Annotated in this window: 15 protein-coding genes and 2 riboswitches; of the genes, 9 read left to right on the top strand and 6 right to left on the bottom strand. The window is 33.2% G+C overall.

Annotated elements, in window-relative coordinates:
• Positions 1 to 6: 6 nt before the first annotated feature.
• A complete protein-coding gene (locus MT340_RS00675; protein WP_243588328.1) occupies positions 7 to 1,176 on the bottom strand; it encodes a hypothetical protein in 1,170 nt (389 codons plus the stop codon).
• 168 nt (positions 1,177 to 1,344) lie between these two features.
• On the opposite strand from MT340_RS00675, the gene MT340_RS00680 reads away from it, so the two are divergent.
• The 7 genes from MT340_RS00680 (at position 1,345) to MT340_RS00710 (ending at position 11,269) form a co-directional block, all read left to right on the top strand.
• Positions 1,345 to 2,727 (top strand): NAD-dependent succinate-semialdehyde dehydrogenase, encoded by a 1,383-nt coding sequence (locus tag MT340_RS00680; RefSeq protein ID WP_284120864.1) that lies wholly within the window; start codon positions 1,345 to 1,347, stop codon positions 2,725 to 2,727.
• Positions 2,728 to 2,847: 120 nt separating this feature from the next.
• The gene (locus MT340_RS00685) at positions 2,848 to 3,618 is read left to right on the top strand and encodes a hypothetical protein (protein ID WP_243588329.1); all 771 of its coding nucleotides are present in this window, start codon (positions 2,848 to 2,850) and stop codon (positions 3,616 to 3,618) included.
• Between the two features lie 468 nt (positions 3,619 to 4,086).
• Positions 4,087 to 5,160: an NAD(P)-dependent alcohol dehydrogenase gene (locus MT340_RS00690; RefSeq protein WP_243588330.1), complete on the top strand. Its 1,074-nt coding sequence runs from the start codon at positions 4,087 to 4,089 to the stop codon at positions 5,158 to 5,160.
• A gap of 211 nt (positions 5,161 to 5,371) precedes the next feature.
• Positions 5,372 to 6,349, top strand: a complete 978-nt coding sequence (locus tag MT340_RS00695; RefSeq protein WP_243588331.1) for a DUF418 domain-containing protein — start codon at positions 5,372 to 5,374, stop codon at positions 6,347 to 6,349.
• A gap of 262 nt (positions 6,350 to 6,611) precedes the next feature.
• Positions 6,612 to 7,691, top strand: a complete 1,080-nt coding sequence (locus MT340_RS00700; protein ID WP_243588332.1) for an amidohydrolase family protein — start codon at positions 6,612 to 6,614, stop codon at positions 7,689 to 7,691.
• Between the two features lie 12 nt (positions 7,692 to 7,703).
• Positions 7,704 to 10,184: an MMPL family transporter gene (locus MT340_RS00705; RefSeq protein ID WP_243588333.1), complete on the top strand. Its 2,481-nt coding sequence runs from the start codon at positions 7,704 to 7,706 to the stop codon at positions 10,182 to 10,184.
• Positions 10,185 to 10,411: 227 nt separating this feature from the next.
• Positions 10,412 to 11,269 carry an ABC transporter substrate-binding protein gene (locus MT340_RS00710; protein ID WP_243588334.1) on the top strand — a complete coding sequence of 286 codons (858 nt, stop codon included), beginning with the start codon at positions 10,412 to 10,414 and terminating at the stop codon, positions 11,267 to 11,269.
• Positions 11,270 to 11,393: 124 nt separating this feature from the next.
• Here the strand turns inward: MT340_RS00710 and MT340_RS00715 are convergent, their stop codons facing one another.
• Positions 11,394 to 12,287 (bottom strand): LysR family transcriptional regulator, encoded by an 894-nt coding sequence (locus MT340_RS00715; RefSeq protein ID WP_243588335.1) that lies wholly within the window; start codon positions 12,285 to 12,287, stop codon positions 11,394 to 11,396.
• Between the two features lie 102 nt (positions 12,288 to 12,389).
• Here MT340_RS00715 and MT340_RS00720 point away from each other — a divergent pair, with 102 nt between their 5' ends.
• Positions 12,390 to 13,409 (top strand): ketopantoate reductase family protein, encoded by a 1,020-nt coding sequence (locus MT340_RS00720; protein WP_243588336.1) that lies wholly within the window; start codon positions 12,390 to 12,392, stop codon positions 13,407 to 13,409.
• A gap of 24 nt (positions 13,410 to 13,433) precedes the next feature.
• On the top strand, positions 13,434 to 14,171 hold the full coding sequence (locus MT340_RS00725; protein ID WP_242239612.1) for an acetoacetate decarboxylase: 738 nt from the start codon (positions 13,434 to 13,436) through the stop codon (positions 14,169 to 14,171).
• Between the two features lie 61 nt (positions 14,172 to 14,232).
• On the opposite strand, the gene MT340_RS00730 is transcribed toward MT340_RS00725, so the two are convergent.
• The 4 genes from MT340_RS00730 to MT340_RS00745 all read right to left on the bottom strand — a co-directional run bounded on the left by MT340_RS00730 (position 14,233) and on the right by MT340_RS00745 (position 18,312).
• Positions 14,233 to 14,919 carry a type 1 glutamine amidotransferase domain-containing protein gene (locus MT340_RS00730; RefSeq protein ID WP_243588337.1) on the bottom strand — a complete coding sequence of 229 codons (687 nt, stop codon included), beginning with the start codon at positions 14,917 to 14,919 and terminating at the stop codon, positions 14,233 to 14,235.
• A 93-nt stretch (positions 14,920 to 15,012) separates the two neighbouring features.
• On the bottom strand, positions 15,013 to 15,780 hold the full coding sequence (locus MT340_RS00735; protein ID WP_243588338.1) for an SDR family oxidoreductase: 768 nt from the start codon (positions 15,778 to 15,780) through the stop codon (positions 15,013 to 15,015).
• A 20-nt stretch (positions 15,781 to 15,800) separates the two neighbouring features.
• Positions 15,801 to 17,234 carry an acyl-CoA reductase gene (locus MT340_RS00740; protein WP_243603475.1) on the bottom strand — a complete coding sequence of 478 codons (1,434 nt, stop codon included), beginning with the start codon at positions 17,232 to 17,234 and terminating at the stop codon, positions 15,801 to 15,803.
• A gap of 10 nt (positions 17,235 to 17,244) precedes the next feature.
• Positions 17,245 to 18,312: a LuxE/PaaK family acyltransferase gene (locus MT340_RS00745; protein ID WP_243588340.1), complete on the bottom strand. Its 1,068-nt coding sequence runs from the start codon at positions 18,310 to 18,312 to the stop codon at positions 17,245 to 17,247.
• Positions 18,313 to 18,382: 70 nt separating this feature from the next.
• Positions 18,383 to 18,482: riboswitch (TPP riboswitch) on the bottom strand.
• A 103-nt stretch (positions 18,483 to 18,585) separates the two neighbouring features.
• A riboswitch (TPP riboswitch) is annotated at positions 18,586 to 18,685 on the top strand.
• Positions 18,686 to 18,740: the final 55 nt, after the last annotated feature.

An 18,740-nucleotide genomic window follows, 5' to 3' on the forward strand; every position in this document is an offset into this window, starting at 1 on the left:
ACCTTTTTAATGCATAAAATTCATTATGATTCCTGTTAAAATGACTGAAGCTATAGTTACAGTAGTAAAACCACCAATCAACATAGGACTCAGTAATTCTTTAAATAACGCTTCTTGTTCTTCCTCATTATTAGCAACAGAACGACTGACTTCGACACAAAGTAAATAATCACCTGGGAAGCCATAAAGAGCTGTTAATGCTACAGGAAGTGCTTTAGTATATTTCCAACCTACTATTCTAGCTGCGATTGAACCGCCAATTAAAATTCCCATGGCCCCAATGAATAAAATGAGAGCGATAGCAGGTAAATTTTCAAATAGGTCTTTAGGCGTTACGTTGCCCAATGAACCAATAACAATTAGCATAATTGAAACCACTAGGATAGTGAAAGATTTATTGTGTTCAAGTTCAGCCTGTTCAAATAAGCCAAATTTAAAACCTAAAATACCAAAGAATAAGCAAATTAAAGAATAATGAATATGTGTATAATTTCCAATTATGAAAGCGATTGTAGCAAGGAAAAACATTATAAAGAGTCGCAAAATATTGTTTTGCAAAATGGGAAAACGAGTGTGAAAACTATTTTTATTTTCATTGTCATTTATTGTGTTTTTAACCGAATTAGTATTACGGAAATTATGTTCTAAGTAGTATTCTCCATACCTTTTCATAAATAAAGAACTTAGGGGTAAACCAATGACAGCTTGTAAACCTTGAACTAGAGCAGGTAAAACAATTAAATACTCTAAATGTAACTCTTTAAGCTTATCGATAGTAATGAGTAAAGCCACTAGTCCTCCTGCTATAGGGCCTACACCTGAAGCTGCCGTTCTAAAGTCGAATACGAATGTAACGATGGTTAATATAAAAAATGTCGAGCCAATAATTCCACTAAAAGATATAATCACAGCTTTCCACTGTTTTTTTAAAGTAGAGAGAGGCATCATCGTACCCATATGCATGATTGCTGGAGCGATAGCAATAGCACCTAGTGAAGGAAGAATTGCTGATTTTAATATAGAAGCGGGTAGTATTCCTGCCCATTTAAGTAGTAAAAAGCTGATCATTGCTGTCAATAGCATTGGAATACGTGCTTTTGTTAAAGTCGATAAAATTTCACCAAAAGCTAAAAGTGCAAATAGAACTGTAGCTGAAATAATTGGTTCGTTTAACATAGGCACACTCCTTTCTTCAAATAAGTTAGATAAATAATACCATTAAAAGGAACAATTGTTAATATAATTATCAGATTTTTCTGATAATTATATTTGTAGTGACTTGCTAGATTATTAAAATATACGGGTATATACTTATATCAATCATTTTAAAAGGGGTGGCTTATAGTGGCATCATTAGAAGTATTAAATCCAGCAACTAATGAAGTAATTGAAACGTTAGAGTATACAGATGAAGCGACGGCGAAACAACAAATTGAGAAGGCACATGAGGCATTTAAATCTTGGAGAGAAGTAGATGCACATGAACGTGTTGATAAATTATATAAATGGTTCTCACTTATCAACGAACACAAAGATGAATTAGCCGAACTGATTACTAAAGAAGGTGGTAAACCGTTAAAAGAAGCACAAGGTGAAGTAGATTATGCTAATTCATATGTATCTTGGTATGCCGAAGAAGCGAAACGTATTTACGGACGTACGATTCCTGGCAATACGCCTGATAAAAATATCATTGTGAAGAAATTCCCAGTGGGCGTAGTAGGTGCGATTACACCATGGAACTTCCCGGCAGCAATGATTACACGTAAGATTGCGCCAGCGTTAGCTGCAGGTTGTACGATTGTATGTAAACCAGCCACACAAACACCTTTAACTACTATTCGTTTAATCGAACTTGCACACGAAGCGGGTATTCCTGAAGATGCGGTGCAATATGTAGTCATGTCTGGTAAAGATGCTGGAGAACTGTTCACGAAACATCCAATCATGCAGAAAGTCACATTTACTGGCTCAACTGACGTCGGTAAGAAATTGATCGCCCAGGCTGCAGAATCTGTTGAAAATGTAACAATGGAACTAGGCGGACTAGCACCATTAATCGTTCACGAAGATGCTGATATTGAATATGCAGTAGATCAAACCATTGCGTCTAAATTTCGTAATGCAGGTCAAACTTGTATCTGCGCAAACCGTGTTTATGTGCATAAAGCGGTTGAGAAAGCATTTACTGAACAATTAACACAAAAAGTCCATAATTTAAAAGTGGGTAACGGTATGGACGAAGGCGTTACAATTGGTCCACTTATCAATAAAGATGGCGTAGAAAAAGTTGTAAACCAATTGAAAGATGCAGAATCTAAAGGTGCGAAATTATCTCGCTCATTAGAAGACGCTCAAGAACTTGGTGGTAACTTCTTGAAACCCGTTGTCATATCAAATGCGAACCAAGACATGTTAGCAATGCAAGAAGAAACGTTTGGCCCAATCGTACCTATCGCAACGTACTCTGACTTAGAAGATGCGATTCAAATGGCGAATGATACGCAATTTGGCTTAGCTGCTTACTTCTTTACAAATGATTATCGCACAGGCTTCCACTTATATAATTCGCTTGATTATGGCGTTATCGGTTGGAATGATGGCGGTCCATCAGCAGCACATGCGCCATTTGGTGGCATGAAAGAAAGTGGTTACGGCCGTGAAGGTGGTACAGAAGGTATCGAACCTTACTTAGAAACGAAATATTTATCAATTGGTAATATGTAAGATAAGAGGCTCGCTTCTCATTTTATGGGAAGTGGGCTAATTTTATATAATTTCGTAGCTTATATTCTGTTATTATGAAAATGAAAAACAGATAGAGAGTGTGAGAATATAATAACAAATATGCTATTTTACATTAACGGTACGCAAGTAACTCAAAAGAAAGTAAATAAATGGGAAACAAAACGTTTAAAACATGTTTATAAATATTTATCGAAATATCCTGAAGCTCAGTTCAATAAAGATGTCAAAACATGGGTTAAAAATAATGATTTAGATAAAATGAAACAGGAAATTGTTCAAGCTAAACTAAACATCACCTTTTCAAAACTAAGAAAATCAATGGAATTAAAATATACAGTAGGTAACTTAATATCAGCAATAGCGACTAAGTTATCGTTTGGACAACGCAAAATGAGTACAGTTGAAATAGCTGTGTCTAATAGTCATTTAAATGCTCGGGAAATAATGGATGCTTTAGACCGAATAATGATGCAAAAGACGCCTGAACATGATGAAATTAATGTAAAAGTTAATCCGGATCATTATGTACTTGAAGGCATTACTACAGAAATTCAAGAAGTGCTTGAAACTACAGGAGGCAGTCCGTTACTAACGCGTTTCTTTGCTCATTATAATGATGAAACAAAACTTAAATCTCGCATGTCGGAAGATTACCAAATTGAATTACCAGGCGTCGCTAAATTGAAAAACGGCACTATCATAGGCGGTATGCGTCATCAAATTCGCAATGAAAATAATGGCTTTCGTTTTAAAGCATTAGTTGAATTTCCAGCAATTTTACCAGACTATATGATACATCAACATCAATATCATTTATGCTGTGAATTTGGAAACTGGCTTACTTACATTTTAAAAATTGAAAGTAAATAATGGCTTAATTTGTTACTCGCTATCTTATAAAGTAGCGAGTTTTTTTATTATCCAAAAAATTATTGTGAATTAATTATTTTTGTTTAAATTTACTATCAAAATATTTGTGAAATCGTTTACACAAATCCTTTTCAGTGGAAAAATAAAGGAGAGATACATAAACATAGAGGCTGCGATTAAAAGAACTTATGTCCTGGGAAACTCTAAAGTAGAACTTAGAAACTAATGGTTTCTAAGTAAGTAAAACTAGTTATTAAAAATAACTGTTTTGCTTTAGCTTCCCAAAAGCAGGATTTTAGGTAGCGGGGCCCCAACACAGAGAATTTCATTCAGAAATTCTACAAGCAAAGCAAGTTGGGGATTCACGACTCGACAAAATTTGAGAAACAATTTTGCTCATCGTTCGATTCTGCTCAAATCCAAAACGCTTTTGTCCAGACCTTGCTTAAATACAGGAGGATGTTTGAAATGAGTGAATCAATTCCAGAAAAAATGAAAGTTGCATTAATGCATGAACCGTATGATATTGAAATTATTGAAAGAGACGTACCGTCAGTCGGACCTAAAGATGTCTTAATCAAAATGATGGCAGTAGGCGTATGTGGTTCAGACGTTCATTATTATGCACATGGTCGTGTAGGTGAATTCGTAGTTGAAAAACCAATCGTTTTAGGACATGAATGTGCAGGTATGGTCGCTCAAGTTGGGGATGAAGTGACTGATTTCAAAGTAGGCGATCGCGTAGCAATTGAACCAGGTGAACCTTGTCGTGAATGCGAATATTGTAAATCTGGTAAATATAACTTATGTCCACACATGGAATTTATGGCGACACCACCTTATGATGGTGCGTTCTGCGAATATGTGAGTCATCCAGCAGACTTCATTTATCACTTACCAGACTCAGTTACATATGAACAAGCGACATTAGTTGAACCTTTCTCAGTAGGTTTACAAGCATGTAAACGTGCAGATATTAAACCAGGTTCAACAGTGGTAATCATGGGAATGGGTCCAGTAGGCTTAATGGCAGTGGTAGCCGCGAAAGCATACGGCGCTACAAACATTATCGTTTCAGATTTAGAAGAGAACCGTCTAGCAGCCGCAAAACGTTTAGGCGCAACGACAACAATTAATATTAAAAACGAAGATGTTGTAGAACGTATTAAAGAATTAACAGACGGCCAAGGCGTTAACTATGCGATTGAAACAGCAGGTAATCCAATTGCTTTAAGAAGCGCATTAAATTCATTAAAAGATGGCGGTACATTAGCAATCGTTGGCTTACCACAAGAAGATATGAATGAAATTAACGTACCATTTATCGCTAACCATGAAATCAATATTGTCGGCGTATTTAGATATGCAAATACGTACCCCCAAGGTATCCAAATCTTAAGTACAACAGATGCAGACATTGATTCATTATTTACACATCAATTTGAACTTGATGATACAAAACAAGCGATGGAATTAACACGTACAAGTAAAGGTGACGCTTTGAAAGTCATGGTTTATCCTAATGGATTTTTAGAGAAATAAAAGATAGTAATTAGCAATAAGATTAAAATAAAGTTAAATGAAATCGGGCCAAGACGTAAACGTTATGGTCCGATTTTTTGAATAACTAAGTAACTGTAAATACTTAAATTAAACAACTTTCAAAAGTGAAAGAAGTAGCTTTCAAATGTAAGATTAGATAAATGCACCTTTATCTTTAAGCTCCTACCATAAAAGGTAAGGAGGTTATGTTATGAATCAAAAACGTATTATCGGATTAGATATTATTCGAGGACTTGCGATTGCGATTGTTCTATTTGCGAATGTAAGAGAGATTATGCCTATTATGGAAGGGGAGAAACAACCCCATTTCACACAAATAGATCACTTTATTAAACAATTCTTTGCTATGTTTATAGATATGCGTTTTATTACGTTGTTTACTTTATTGTTTGGTATAGGTATGGGCATTTTCATGAATAATGCACGTAAAAAAGATTTATCACCTATTAAATTAATGTTTCGTCGACTCATCTTCTTATTTGTAGTAGGTATTCCAGGGTTAATCTTAGTACTGCCATACGCGCAATACGCTATCTATGGATGTATTTTGATGTTCCTATTTTTACTACCTAAAGCACGCTATACATTATGGGTATCAATCGTACTTCTTGTCGCGAATATTGTAATGACAATATGGACGCCTCAAAGTAATAATGTTGATGTCATGTTTTTAGGTGTAATGGCATTTGGCTTATTTTTATCACAAAGTGTCATCATTTATAGATTCAAGGAATACAAGAAATTCTTTATGAGTACGGTAGCTATAAGTAGTATTGTCATTATAGGTGCCATAGTATTAAAACAATTGGATGCACATTTTGCTTGGTATAGTGTTGAAGATATGGTGACGCCTTTCCAAAGTATCATTTATTTTATTCTTCTACTCTTTATTACTGATAGAAAAAGTGTTCAACGTATTATGACACCTTTTGAAAAACTAGGGAAAACAGCATTTACGAATTTCTTAGTTCAAATGATTTTCTTAGATTTATTCTTATCTTTTGTATTCCCTTATCCACACCCTACGCCATTACAAGCCATTTATATCGGTATACCTATTCTAGTAGTGTTCATTCTACTAACATATTGGTGGCTAGCACACCATCGCCAAGGTCCATTAGAAATGTTATGGCGTAAATGGACTTATAAAAATATTTCTCAAAAATAATAAAATTAATTATAAATGATCGGATTAATGAAGAAGTGTACCAAAACACACGCATTAATCCGATTTTTGTATTTTATAAACATAATGATGTGTCTATTAATTAATTTTTAATGGACAAAAAAATATAATTTGTCTATTAAGTGTATTTTTCTTAATTTAAAAGTGAGAAATAATTAAAAAGATGTGGTAATTTATTAAATAGACACAACGTCTATTAAAAAATGAGTATGAGTTCAAAAGAAAGATATAGGGGGATTGTGTTATGAACAAAAGACGTAAAGTAATAGATATTCATCACCATATTATTCCGAAAGTATATAGAGATGCATTACAGAAAATTGGAGTAACAACTGCCGGTGGTTATCCGATTAAACAGTGGGAGCCTCAAAACAGTATCGATATGATGGACGAGTTAGGAATCGATATAGGATATACCTCTATTTCAGAGCCAGCAACAATGCCGTTTAAAAGAAAAAAAGCATTGAAAGTGGCGCGTCAGGTCAATGAATACCAAGCACAATTAAAGCAAGATTATCCAGATAGATTTAGAAGCTTTGCCTTATTGCCCATGCCTCATGTAAAAGAAACAATTAAAGAAATTGAATACGCATTAGACGTATTAAAGTTAGATGGCGTCGGATTATTCTCGAATTATGAAGATGCTTATCTTGGAAATAGTCAATTTGAAAAGGTAATGGAAGCTCTAGATCAACGTCATGCGAAAGTATTCATTCATCCTAGTTCTAACACGTCAGACTTTACCCCACCTCAATATGTCGTGGCAGACTTTATTGAGGAATTTACATTTAATACGACACGCGCAGCGGCTAATCTAATCTTTAGTGGTACATTAGAGCGTTATCCTAATATTCAATTTATCTTAGCGCATGCTGGAGGGACACTACCATATTTAGAATGGCGCCTCCACAACACGTTAGAAACTCAAAAATATATCGCTCAAGATCCTAAAAATAGAGTTAAAACAGTGATGACTAATAGTAAATCTGAAATCATTAAAGAAGTGACAAAGCATCCGATACGCTATGCGAAAATGTTTAATACGTATCGCCAAGGATTAAAAGCAACCAAACATATATCACATTCTGCAAGCGATTTTATTAAACGATTCTATTATGATACAGGACTTTCAACTGGGGAGGCGACATTTGCAAGTCTAAAAGAAGTGACTGATAGTGCACATATTCTATTTGGTTCAGATGCGTTTTATGCGCCTAATGATTGGATAGCTAAAATGGAAAGAAATATTGAAGATACCCCTGCATTTAGTGATATGGAGAAAGATAATATCTTTGGTAGTAACGCAGAAACATTATTTAAATAAGGAGGACTAAGGGTGAAAACATTTTTGAAATTTAAATGGCCCATTTCAATTGCTGTATTATTAATCATCATTCTTACAGTGATTTTTGCGCCAAATTTATCTCAATTGGCAAAAGAAAATGGGGAAATTAAGCCACCCGACGATACTACATCTCAACAATATACAAAAATGTTGAAAGATGTTGGTGCCAATTCCAATACGATGGTGGCAGTCATTAATCTGAAAGAGCCATTAAAAGATAAAAGTAGTAAGCAGTTAAATGACTATATCGATAAAGTTAAAAACGTAAAAGGTGTAGACAGTGTTATTTCACCTGACGAAAATAAAGAAACCTTTAATAAAATGGTTTCAAAAGATAAGAAAACAGTCATGCTACCAATAGAACTGAATACGAGTAAATCAGTAGCGACAGCAGACAAAATTAATAAAATAGATAATCAATTTGACGGTGTATACTTAACGAACAATGATTTAATGACGAATGATATTAATAAAAGCACTGATAAAGGCTTACAAAAAACAGAAATCGTAACGTTCGTATTAATTTTAGTGATTTTATTTATTGTATTCCGTTCAGTTGTCACACCATTTATTCCTTTATTTATCGTAGGTATTTCATATATATTCGGTTCAGCTATTATCGCAATTCTTGTGAAATATTTTGATTTTCCAGTCTCTATTTATATTCAACCGTTCTTAGTTGCATTGCTATTTGGGATTGGTACAGATTACTGTATATTATTACTCAATCGTTTTAAGGAAGAACTGGGTGAGCATGATAAAACGACAGCTGTTTATAATACATTTGTACATGGTGGTAAAACCATTTTACTTTGTGGTTTAACGATCTTCGCAAGTTTCTTAGTGATTTTCTTCGCTAAATTTGATTTATTCAGATCAGCCGTTGGTATAGGTATCGGTGTGATTTGTTTAATGATCGTTATTTATACACTCTTACCACTCATTTTAGTACTTTTAGGTGACAAGGTCTTTTGGCCAAGTAAAAAAGCGACAAGTCATAAAGATAATAAACTTTGGGGTAAGATGGGTGCATTTTCAATTAAAAATGCTTTCCTCATCATCTTAATTACATTAGCTATAGCCTTACCATTAATTTATTTCGTACCTAACAAAATCACTTATGATAACACGAATGAAGTGAGCGACGATTATGGTTCTGTTAAAGCACTAAATATTATTAAAGATAAGTTTGAAATGGGCGAAGCTTTCCCAGCGATGATTGCAATTAAAGATGATCACAAACTGACAACGTCTAAAGGTCTCAATGATCTCGAAACATTATCTAGAAGTATTAATAAGATAGACGGCGTAAAAGGTGTGAACACGATTACACGTCCCGTGGGCAAACCTATTAAACAATTATCTGCTTCTGATCAACTCAATGAAATTCAGAAGAAATTAACAGATGCTAATAACGGTTTAGGAAAAGTAAATAACGGACTTGGTACGATGCAAAACAATGTGCAACCTTACACTCAACCTGGTAACGTACAACAAAGTATGCAACAAGCATCACAAAATCCACAAGCAGCAACACAAAGTATGACCCAACAAGCTAACCAATTATCACAAGGCTTACAACAAGCACAACAAGGTAATAAAAAAGTGATAAAAGGTCAGAAACAAATCCAATCTTACTTAAATGATATGGCGAAAGACAAAAATATGGACCGCTCAGGAATGTATATTTCTGACGAGGCACTTAAAGAGAAACAAATGAAGAAAGCCATTAATCAATATAGTGAAGATAACGGAAAAGTTGTCTTACTCAACGTGGAATTGGATAAAAATCCATACTCTAAATCTGCTTTCAAAACGCTAGACAGTATTAAAAATACAGTGAATAATCAAATCAATCAGACAAGTTTTGAACATAGTACGATTAAATATGGTGGCATTACATCTCAAAATGCAGACTTAGATAATACGATTAATCACGATATGACAAAAGTTATAATATTGATGTCACTCGTCACATTTATTATCTTAGTTATCTTTAAACGTTCAATTATTATGCCACTGTATATGATGGCTTCCATCTTAATAACATATTATGTTTCAATGAGTCTTGCTAATCTATTATTCAATGAGATGCTCGGTGCGAAAGGCATCTTACTCGTCGTACCATTCTTCAGCTTAGTGATATTATTCTCATTGGGTATCGATTATGCTATCTTCTTATTGAATCGTTTTAATGAAGAAATAGAAACAACAGATAGTGAAACGGCACTTATGACAGCTATGAAGAAAATGGGCTCAGTCATCATGACAGCATGTATCATTATTGTAGGTACGATTGCAGCGCTTTATACATCCGGCGCACACACATTAATGCAAATTGCGACGGTGTTAATCATAGGTTTAGTAATATATAGCTTACTCATTCTACCTTTATTTATTCCATCTATAGTAGCTACACTAGGTAAAGGAAATTGGTGGCCGTTTAAAGCACCTAATACAACTAAAGATTAAGTATGAATTCTAAACAGTCCATAAATGAATGATTTTTAAGTTCATTTATGGGCTTTTCTTATACCATTTTTCTCTTTTTGAAAAGGGAGAGGGAATGTACATTCATTAGTTATTCTCCTGTTAACAATATAATTTAAATTTGATTTATGTTTAAAACTTTTCTGAACGTCAATACAAATAATGTAAGAGGAATTAATAATGATTCTCAATCGGAGGGATTTTTAATTATGACTAAAGAAATTCAATCAAATGGCGTAACAGTAAAAGTTCCAGATACAATCGAATCAGCAGTCGCTTTAGAATATTCATTTGTAGAAGCATTAGCGAAATTAAATATTAACGTAACTGGTATCGCAGACGACAACGACGGAAATAATTTAGACTCATCAATTAAAGATTCAATTGGTAACTATACTTCAGTAGGTACACGTTTAGAACCAGACACTGAAGCTATCAAAAAAGCAGAACCTCAAATCATTTTAGCGGATAAAAATAGACACGAAAAAATCTTTGATCAATTAAATCAAATTGCGCCAACAGTTTTATTAGAAAGCTTTGATGCAAACTATGAACAAAGTGTAGATGTATTCAAACAAATCGCTGAAATCGCATCAGAAGAAGATAAAGGTCGCGAAGTTGTAGAAGAACATGATAGAAAAGTTGAAGACCTAAGTAAAGATGTAACAATTGATAAAGATAAATCAACAATCGCAGCAGTCCCTACAAGCGAAGGCTTATATGTGCACGCTTCTGATTCTTATGTAGGTCAATTCTTAAGCAAAGTTGGCTTCAATAGCTCTATTTCTGAAAATGATGAAAATCAATTACCAGATTATATGGGTGCAGACTACTTAAAAGTAGACACAGATAAACTAGCTAACTTTAATCCAGAACGTATCTTTGTAATGCTAGATAACGATAATCAAAAAGAATATGACAACCTTAAAGAATCTGATGCTTGGAAACAAGTAGAAGCAGTTAAAAACAATCGCGTACACGAAGTTAACCGTGAACGTTGGGCAAAATATCGTGGCTTAATCGCTTCAGAATTAATCTTAGAAGACTTAACAAAAGTTGAAGAATAATAAATTCAAATTCGTAAAAATAAAAGAATGAGTGAAAAGGTAGCAATGCTTCTTGAGTAGTGAAGCTTTGCTGCCTTTTTTATATTTTTAACTATGCGGGCAGTCTTAATTTTGAGTTTTCGCGCTACTTTTCAATGACAAAAGAAGATTGGTATTTCGTTAATTCTTCTTTTATATAGTTATACATATTTAAATCTGCTTGATTAAGTTCAACACTTTTTAAAGTTGAAAGATAAATCGCGCTGGAAATAATAAATGATGGGTTCTTAATGTAAGGTAAATTTAATTCCTTACAAATCGACGCTGGAATATAAGAAAAATAACTTCTATTTTTTAATAAAGAAAATACAAAATAATCATCTACATAGTTGGTATTATGTATTTTTATATTTTTATAATCTAAAAAGTCTTTGATCATCTTATTATATTCTTGATTATGCGCAGAAAATAAAAAAGATTTAAAGATTAATGGATCGTATAAGATATCTGTATTTAAATTATTATCAAAATCTTTAGGATAAGTAAGTACTATATCTTCATTAATGATTTTTTCTGAATGAATAAGTGGGTGAGAGAGTTTAATGGAATTTAGCGCAAACGTAATATTATGAGAAATTAATTTACTCATAATTGTTTTGTTAGTAGTAATTTCTAAGTTGAATTTATTGTCTGGATTCGATTCAATATATTGATTTAAAGTAATAGAAGGCATTAAGCGACTATGAGATGACGCAAAATGAACAGTCTTCTGTTTAATGTCTTCATTAGCACTTATAATTCTTTCTACACGTTGTAATTCATCAAAGATTTTATTTACAGATTGATATAAAATATGCCCATTTTTTGTAAGACTGATATTACGCCCATTTTTCACAAATAGCTTCGTATTTAATTCTTTTTCAAGTTTCTTAATCGTCATACTTAGAGCAGGTTGACTGACGTATAACTCTTGTGCTGCAAGGGTATAGCTTAAATTTTCAGCCACGTGTTTAAAATAGCTTAAATGTAATAATTCCATGAAGTCTCTCCTTTATATATAAACTGTACCTTATAAATATATCATTTTTCTATATTTTTTCTTATAAATTAAACGGGTATCATTGTATTGGGGTGATAAATAATGAAAATTGCTATTTATGGTGCTGGTTCACTAGGAACAATTATGGGAGCGTTCTTATCTGAATCGTCACAAGATGTAGATTTAATCGATGTAAACCAAGAGCATGTAGATAAATTAAATAAAGATGGCGCACATATTGTTGGTAAAACTGATTCTACTCACAAAGTGAATGCCATTACACCAGATCAAATTGATTCAAAATATGACATTGTATTATTACTTACAAAACAAGTATTTAATGATGATGTAATTCCTAAAATTAAAGAAATCCTTACTGAAGATGGCGTCGTTGTATCATTACAAAACGGTGTGCCAGAACAAGTGATTACAGAAATCATTCCTAAAGAAAAAATTGTTGCAGGTTCAGTAGAGTTTGGTGCAACATTTGTTGAACCAGGTGTATCTAAATTAACAACTGAATTCGAAACATTTAAAAAGAATGCCATCGAAATTGGTGAATTAAATGGAGAAGTTACTGAGCGTATTCAACGCATTCAAAAAGCGTTAGAACCAATCGGTGGTATCTCTATTTCTGAAAATTTACCAGGAACTAAATGGGCAAAATTAATCATTAATAGTGCATTTAGTGGTATGTCTGCAGCAACTGGTGGCACATACGGTGATGTAGTAGATAACCCAGTTGGCGCTAAAGCAACATTATACGCAATTAACGAGGTTATTAAAGTAGGTAAAGCTGCTGGTATCGACTTCGTAGTCTTAAGTGCGTTAGATTATCGTGGATACGATGAAATTACAGACGTTGATAAGCAAATCGATCAAATGCGTAAAGCAATTGAGCCTATGAGATCATTAGAAGCTAGTATGTTACAAGACTTACAAAAACAACGTCCAACAGAAATTAACTATATCAATGGTGTTGTAACTAAATTAGGTAAAGAAAACAACGTGGATACACCAGTGAACGACTTAATTCAAGAAATCGTATCAAATGCACAAGATAATAAAGAAGTGCCTGATTTCGATACAAGCATTAAAAAATTCGAAAAATTATTTGATTAATAAATGTATTAGGAGTGTTAGTTTATGAATAAAGAGGAAGTAAAACAGGTATTATCCACACCAGTTAATGCTCCAGTATTTGAATCAACTGAAATCTTTTTCAAAAATCGTGAATATCTAAACATTATTTATGAAACTGATAGAGAAATGTTAGAAAAAGTGGTTCCCGAACCATTAAAAGTAACAAGCAATAAAATCAAATTTGAAGTTATTAACATGCCTGATAGTACAGGTTTAGGCAGTTACCAAGAAGCTGGCCAAGTGATTCCTGTAGAGTATAACGGCGAACAAGGTGAATTCTATTTATCTATGTACGTCAATAACCAAGCTGCAATCGCAAGTGGCCGTGAAGTTTCAGCTTTCCCTAAAAAAGCTGGACAACCTAAACTTTACGTTGATAATGATGTATTAGTAGGAACATTAGATTATAACTCATTACGCGTTGCTCAAGCGACAATGGGTTATAAACATCATAAAATGGATGAACAAGAAGCGCTTAAAAGTGTAACTGCACCTCAATTCATGTTAAAACAAGTCCGTGATTATGACGGTAGCCTACGTGTATGCGAATTAACACGTAGTCAAATCACAGACATTAAATTAAAAGAAGCATATCGTAGCCCAGCACGTTTACAATTATTCGAGCACGTAATGGCGCCATTAGCTGATTTTCCAGTTAAGAAAATTGTTGACGCTCAACACATTATTGCAGATCTATCATTAGGCCAACCAAAGCCTATCTTTGATTATTTAGAAGATTAAATTTAGATATTAAAAATAGTTCCAAGCCGTGATAACTGGCCTGGAACTATTTTAGTTTATTCTATTTTTGTGTTTCTAAGAATTTTTCAGCAACAGCTTTACCAGATTGTGGATTTTGGCCTGTGATAATACGGCCATCTGCTACCGCAAATTCATTCCAATTGTCACCTTGTTCGTAGTTAGCACCACGATTTTTAAGTTCATCTTCAGTTAAATAAGGCACTTTATCCGCTAAACCAACGGCTTGTTCTTCACTATTTGAGAAACCGGTAACTGTTTTACCGTCGATAATGTTACGGCCTTCACTGTCTTTAACATTTAATAAGCCAATCGCACCGTGACATACAGATGAAACCGTACCGTTATTTTCATAGATTTCACGTGTTAATCTTTGTAAATCTTTATTATCTTTAAAGTCCCAAATTGTACCGTGACCACCAGCATAATAAATAACATCATAATTTTCAGCTTTAACTGCATCTGGCGTTACAGTATGACCAAGCCGTGTCATGAAGTCTTTATCTTGATAGTATTTCCAATCTAAATCTGTCATCATATCTTCTTGTAAACTTTGTGGGTCAATAGCAGTATAGCCACCTTCAGGACTAATATAGTGCACTTCATAACCATTTTTATATAATACATCTGCGAAATGCACCACTTCACCGAACCATAGTCCAGTCGGACGATTCATATCTGGATATTTTGAAACACTTGTAACGACTACTAACGCTGTTTTCGTACTCATAAACTAGCCTCCTAATCAAATATCTTATCTATTTAAATACCCTTTTTGAAAATTAGAAAACTGTAGTTGTACGAGTAACAATATGCTGAGAAATTAAATAGTGAAACCACCATCAACGTATAAAACTTGTCCCGTCATAAACTGACTCCATGCTGACGCTAAAAATAGAGTCGGTCCTGCGATATCTTCTGGAGTTGCGATTCTGCCTAATGGCGTTTGAGTTATCATGTCTTCTTTTAGTTTTTCTTTAGTGTTGTACGTCCCATTGGTTGGATATACTAATCCAGGTGCAATGCAATTAACACGAATGTTATATCGTCCTAAGTCCATTGCAAGGTTTTTGGTAAAACTCTCTAATGCTGATTTAGCAATATTATATTGATGATATGGTATGATAGGACGCTTAGTTAAGTTACTTGAAATATTAATAATTGAACTGTCTACTTCCTCTTTAAGATAAGGTAGGCAATAGTGGATAGTATTATAAGCGTATTTAACAGCACCTTGGAATTGTGAATCATAATCTTCCCAAGAAACTTCATCTGCCATTTGTCGATTTTCGGCATCAAATGTGAATGGAGCAAAGGCATTATTGATTAAACATGAAATTTTTCCGTATTTATTAATAATATATTTCATCATATCTCGAACTTCTTCTTTATTGCTAATATCAGATTTTATAGCTTCCACGTTGGCACCTAAACTTTTGCATTCTTGAACTGTCTCATTTGCAGCACTATCATTTGTTTTGTAATTAATAATGACTGTTGCTTTTTCTTTAGCAAATGCCATCGAAATTGCACGGCCAATACCTCTACTACCTCCCGTAATTAAAACAACTTTATTTTGAAAATGATTCATTAAATTCCATCCTTCACTTGTTAAATTTCGTATTCTACGTAATTTTCACTATCAGTTAATAAATCTTGTTCAATATCTACATAAGAGACTAAATCTTTTAAGTTAAACCCTCCATCATGATGCCACCCTTCTTCAGGTAAAGTCATCGATTTAAGACTTGTAAAGCGACTGACTCCTGTACATGATAATTTTTCACACCAGTCAAACATAGTTTCTTTTGAAGCTGACAACCCAATCGTTTGTATATATTTTTTATGAAAAGTGATTAATTGCACAAGTTCATTGATATCGCTAAATGGCATAATGCGAATAAAACGATTCAAAGAAGTAGGATAAAAGATTAAACTTTCTTGATAAACAACGACCCATGATGATTTTTGGTTTTTGAATAATTTTAAAGTGTCATCAAAAATTGACTGTGTTTCAATTTCTTTAATTCTCTGGGCACGTTCTATACTTTCTTCTAAGTTGAGCGAACGTAAAGGATATTGTTTTTCTAGTTGATGTAGGGCACTGCCGACCATCTGAGCGAAATTTTTAGAATTAATTTGAGCATTTTTTTGAACAAATATCATTTGTGGAGAATAGCATCCTTGCTGATCGTAACGCATTATTTCTAACGCTATATTTTTAACGATATTATGAACTTTATTAGGTTTTAAAGTTTCACGACTGACTATAGATAAACCTACTTTCTCACCATATCCTAAAAACTTTTTAGTAGCAGGGACTCTTTTAGAAATTTGATTTAAAATGTCATTATTTCCATATCCAATAATGACATCTGAATGATTGATGGCGATATCTTCGAGCTTTGTAGTACCTCCAGGCCAATAAATAATTGCTATGCTATTACTAATGACTGAATCAATTTCAGCCAGAAGTTGCACAAACCAACTCGCAATAAAAGGTTCAGACTTAGGTAATTTACAAATACTTCCAGATTTAACGAGTAAGCTACTTATTAGACTCCATAAAGGAAGTCCTGGAACATTTCCAGACCATACATGAGTAATGATGTCTGACGCTATAGCTTTTGAGAAACCACCTTTATGATTAGGAACAAATTGTTCTAAAATTTGAGGATTATAAAAATCTTCTGACACGAAACGTTGCAGTTCATATTTTCTAAAAGTAGTTAAATACTTAGTAAATCCTACTTTAATAATTTCTGAACTATAACCAGTAGTTTGAGGTATTATTCTATCAATATTTTTTCGCCATTTTGATTGTGGATCTAAAAAAATATGAATAGCTTGGTCAATTACATTAATAATTTTATTAGTTGAATAATTTTTCAATTTTATTCTGTTTTCTTTTATTTTAGAACATACGAATTCTAATTGGTCTTCAGTTAAATCAGGAACTAAAGCAGTATAGTCTTGAAAGTCGATTTCTTTATAGCTTATTTCGTGACTGTTAATAAAAGGGACGTATCCGACTTTTAGTTTCATATGTATCTCCTTAATTTTTAGAATTTAAAAATTCTTCAACAGCTAAAGAACAACCTTTTGCTAATGCGCCTTCAGTTCTACCATGTAAGACAAATCCTTCTTTAGTAGGTTCTCCGACATCTTCCATCATGATTGTGGCAACAGAATTATAGTTTGCTAAGTCATAATGGATTAAAATACCTTTTTCATTATAAGGAACATCTTCCATAGTCATTGGGTTAACTACACGAGTTCTACACCAATGAGGAGCATATTTAATCGATGAAGATATTTCATTCCCTTTATCATAAAATTGTGTGCTTAATTCAGTGACACCATACATATTGATACACATATCTTTGGGAACATTAAATATATTTGATAATTTCTCATAAAATTCTTGTTGAGGTAACTCTTTAGAACGATTTTTGTAACCTCCAGTATCTAATATGCGACTGCCTTTAGGTAATTTAAAAGATAGATTATGATCTTCTAGATATTCAATTAAATGAACAATACTATAACTTGCACCAAGTAAAGAAAATGGTGTTTCATTTGTTTCAGATCGTCGTAAAGCTTGAATAAGTTCTGTGTATTGAATACCGTTATTATCTATATAAGTAGCACTATCCTTCGTTCCAAATGTGGACTTTGCTACTTCAAGGTAATGCGCTAATGAAGAGTTTGGTAATGCTTTAGGAGTAGGAAATAATATCGCCATCTCAATCTCACTGTAATCTGGAAGAAACATTTTTTTGAAAAAAGATGTCATAGCTAAATCGTAAACATCTAAATCTTTATGATAATTTTTACCTTTAATTCCGCTTGTAGTACCACTAGTCATATAGATAAATTGTGTCTCTTCAATCGGTACAGCACTAAATGTCGCATGTTTGAAAGCATTAATTGGTACAGCCGGAATATCTTTCCAATCGTTAATTGTTTGAGGTGTTTTACCTTGAGATAAACAAAATTTTTGATAATCACGGTTTTCGTTATATTGAAATTCAAATAGCTTTAAAGCAACTGTCGGGAAATCATCTGAGCTTCCATATTCAATAAATTGATAAATATACTGTTTTATTTGTTCAAAGTTCATTTATATCTACTCCTTTATTAAAAAAGCAGGAATGCACTACATAAGTGCTTCCTGCTTGAGTAGAAATAATAATTATCTACAATCACTTTCCTTCGTTGGTATTAACCATATCAGGTTCGATGGTTGAAGTTAGCAACTTCTCTCAGCAAAAAGCACCCATAGTGACGACCTTTATTATTTATTATTAATTCTATTATATTAAAACATTAATTGAATGGCAAAATTAAATTTTGACAAAAAAATAAAAGAAATCTATATTTAAATTATAGTAGATATAAGTACTAGGGGTGTTTTAAAAACTGAGATGGAGTAATCCAAACCCTTTGAACCTGAACTAGTTAGCACTAGCGTAGGGAAGTGTATATCACATCTAGGATACATATATACTTTTACAGTTACGCAAACTATCTAGTTAGATATGTTTGTTT

It is taken from the genome of Staphylococcus sp. NRL 16/872, from assembly GCF_022815905.2.
GTDB lineage: Bacteria > Bacillota > Bacilli > Staphylococcales > Staphylococcaceae > Staphylococcus.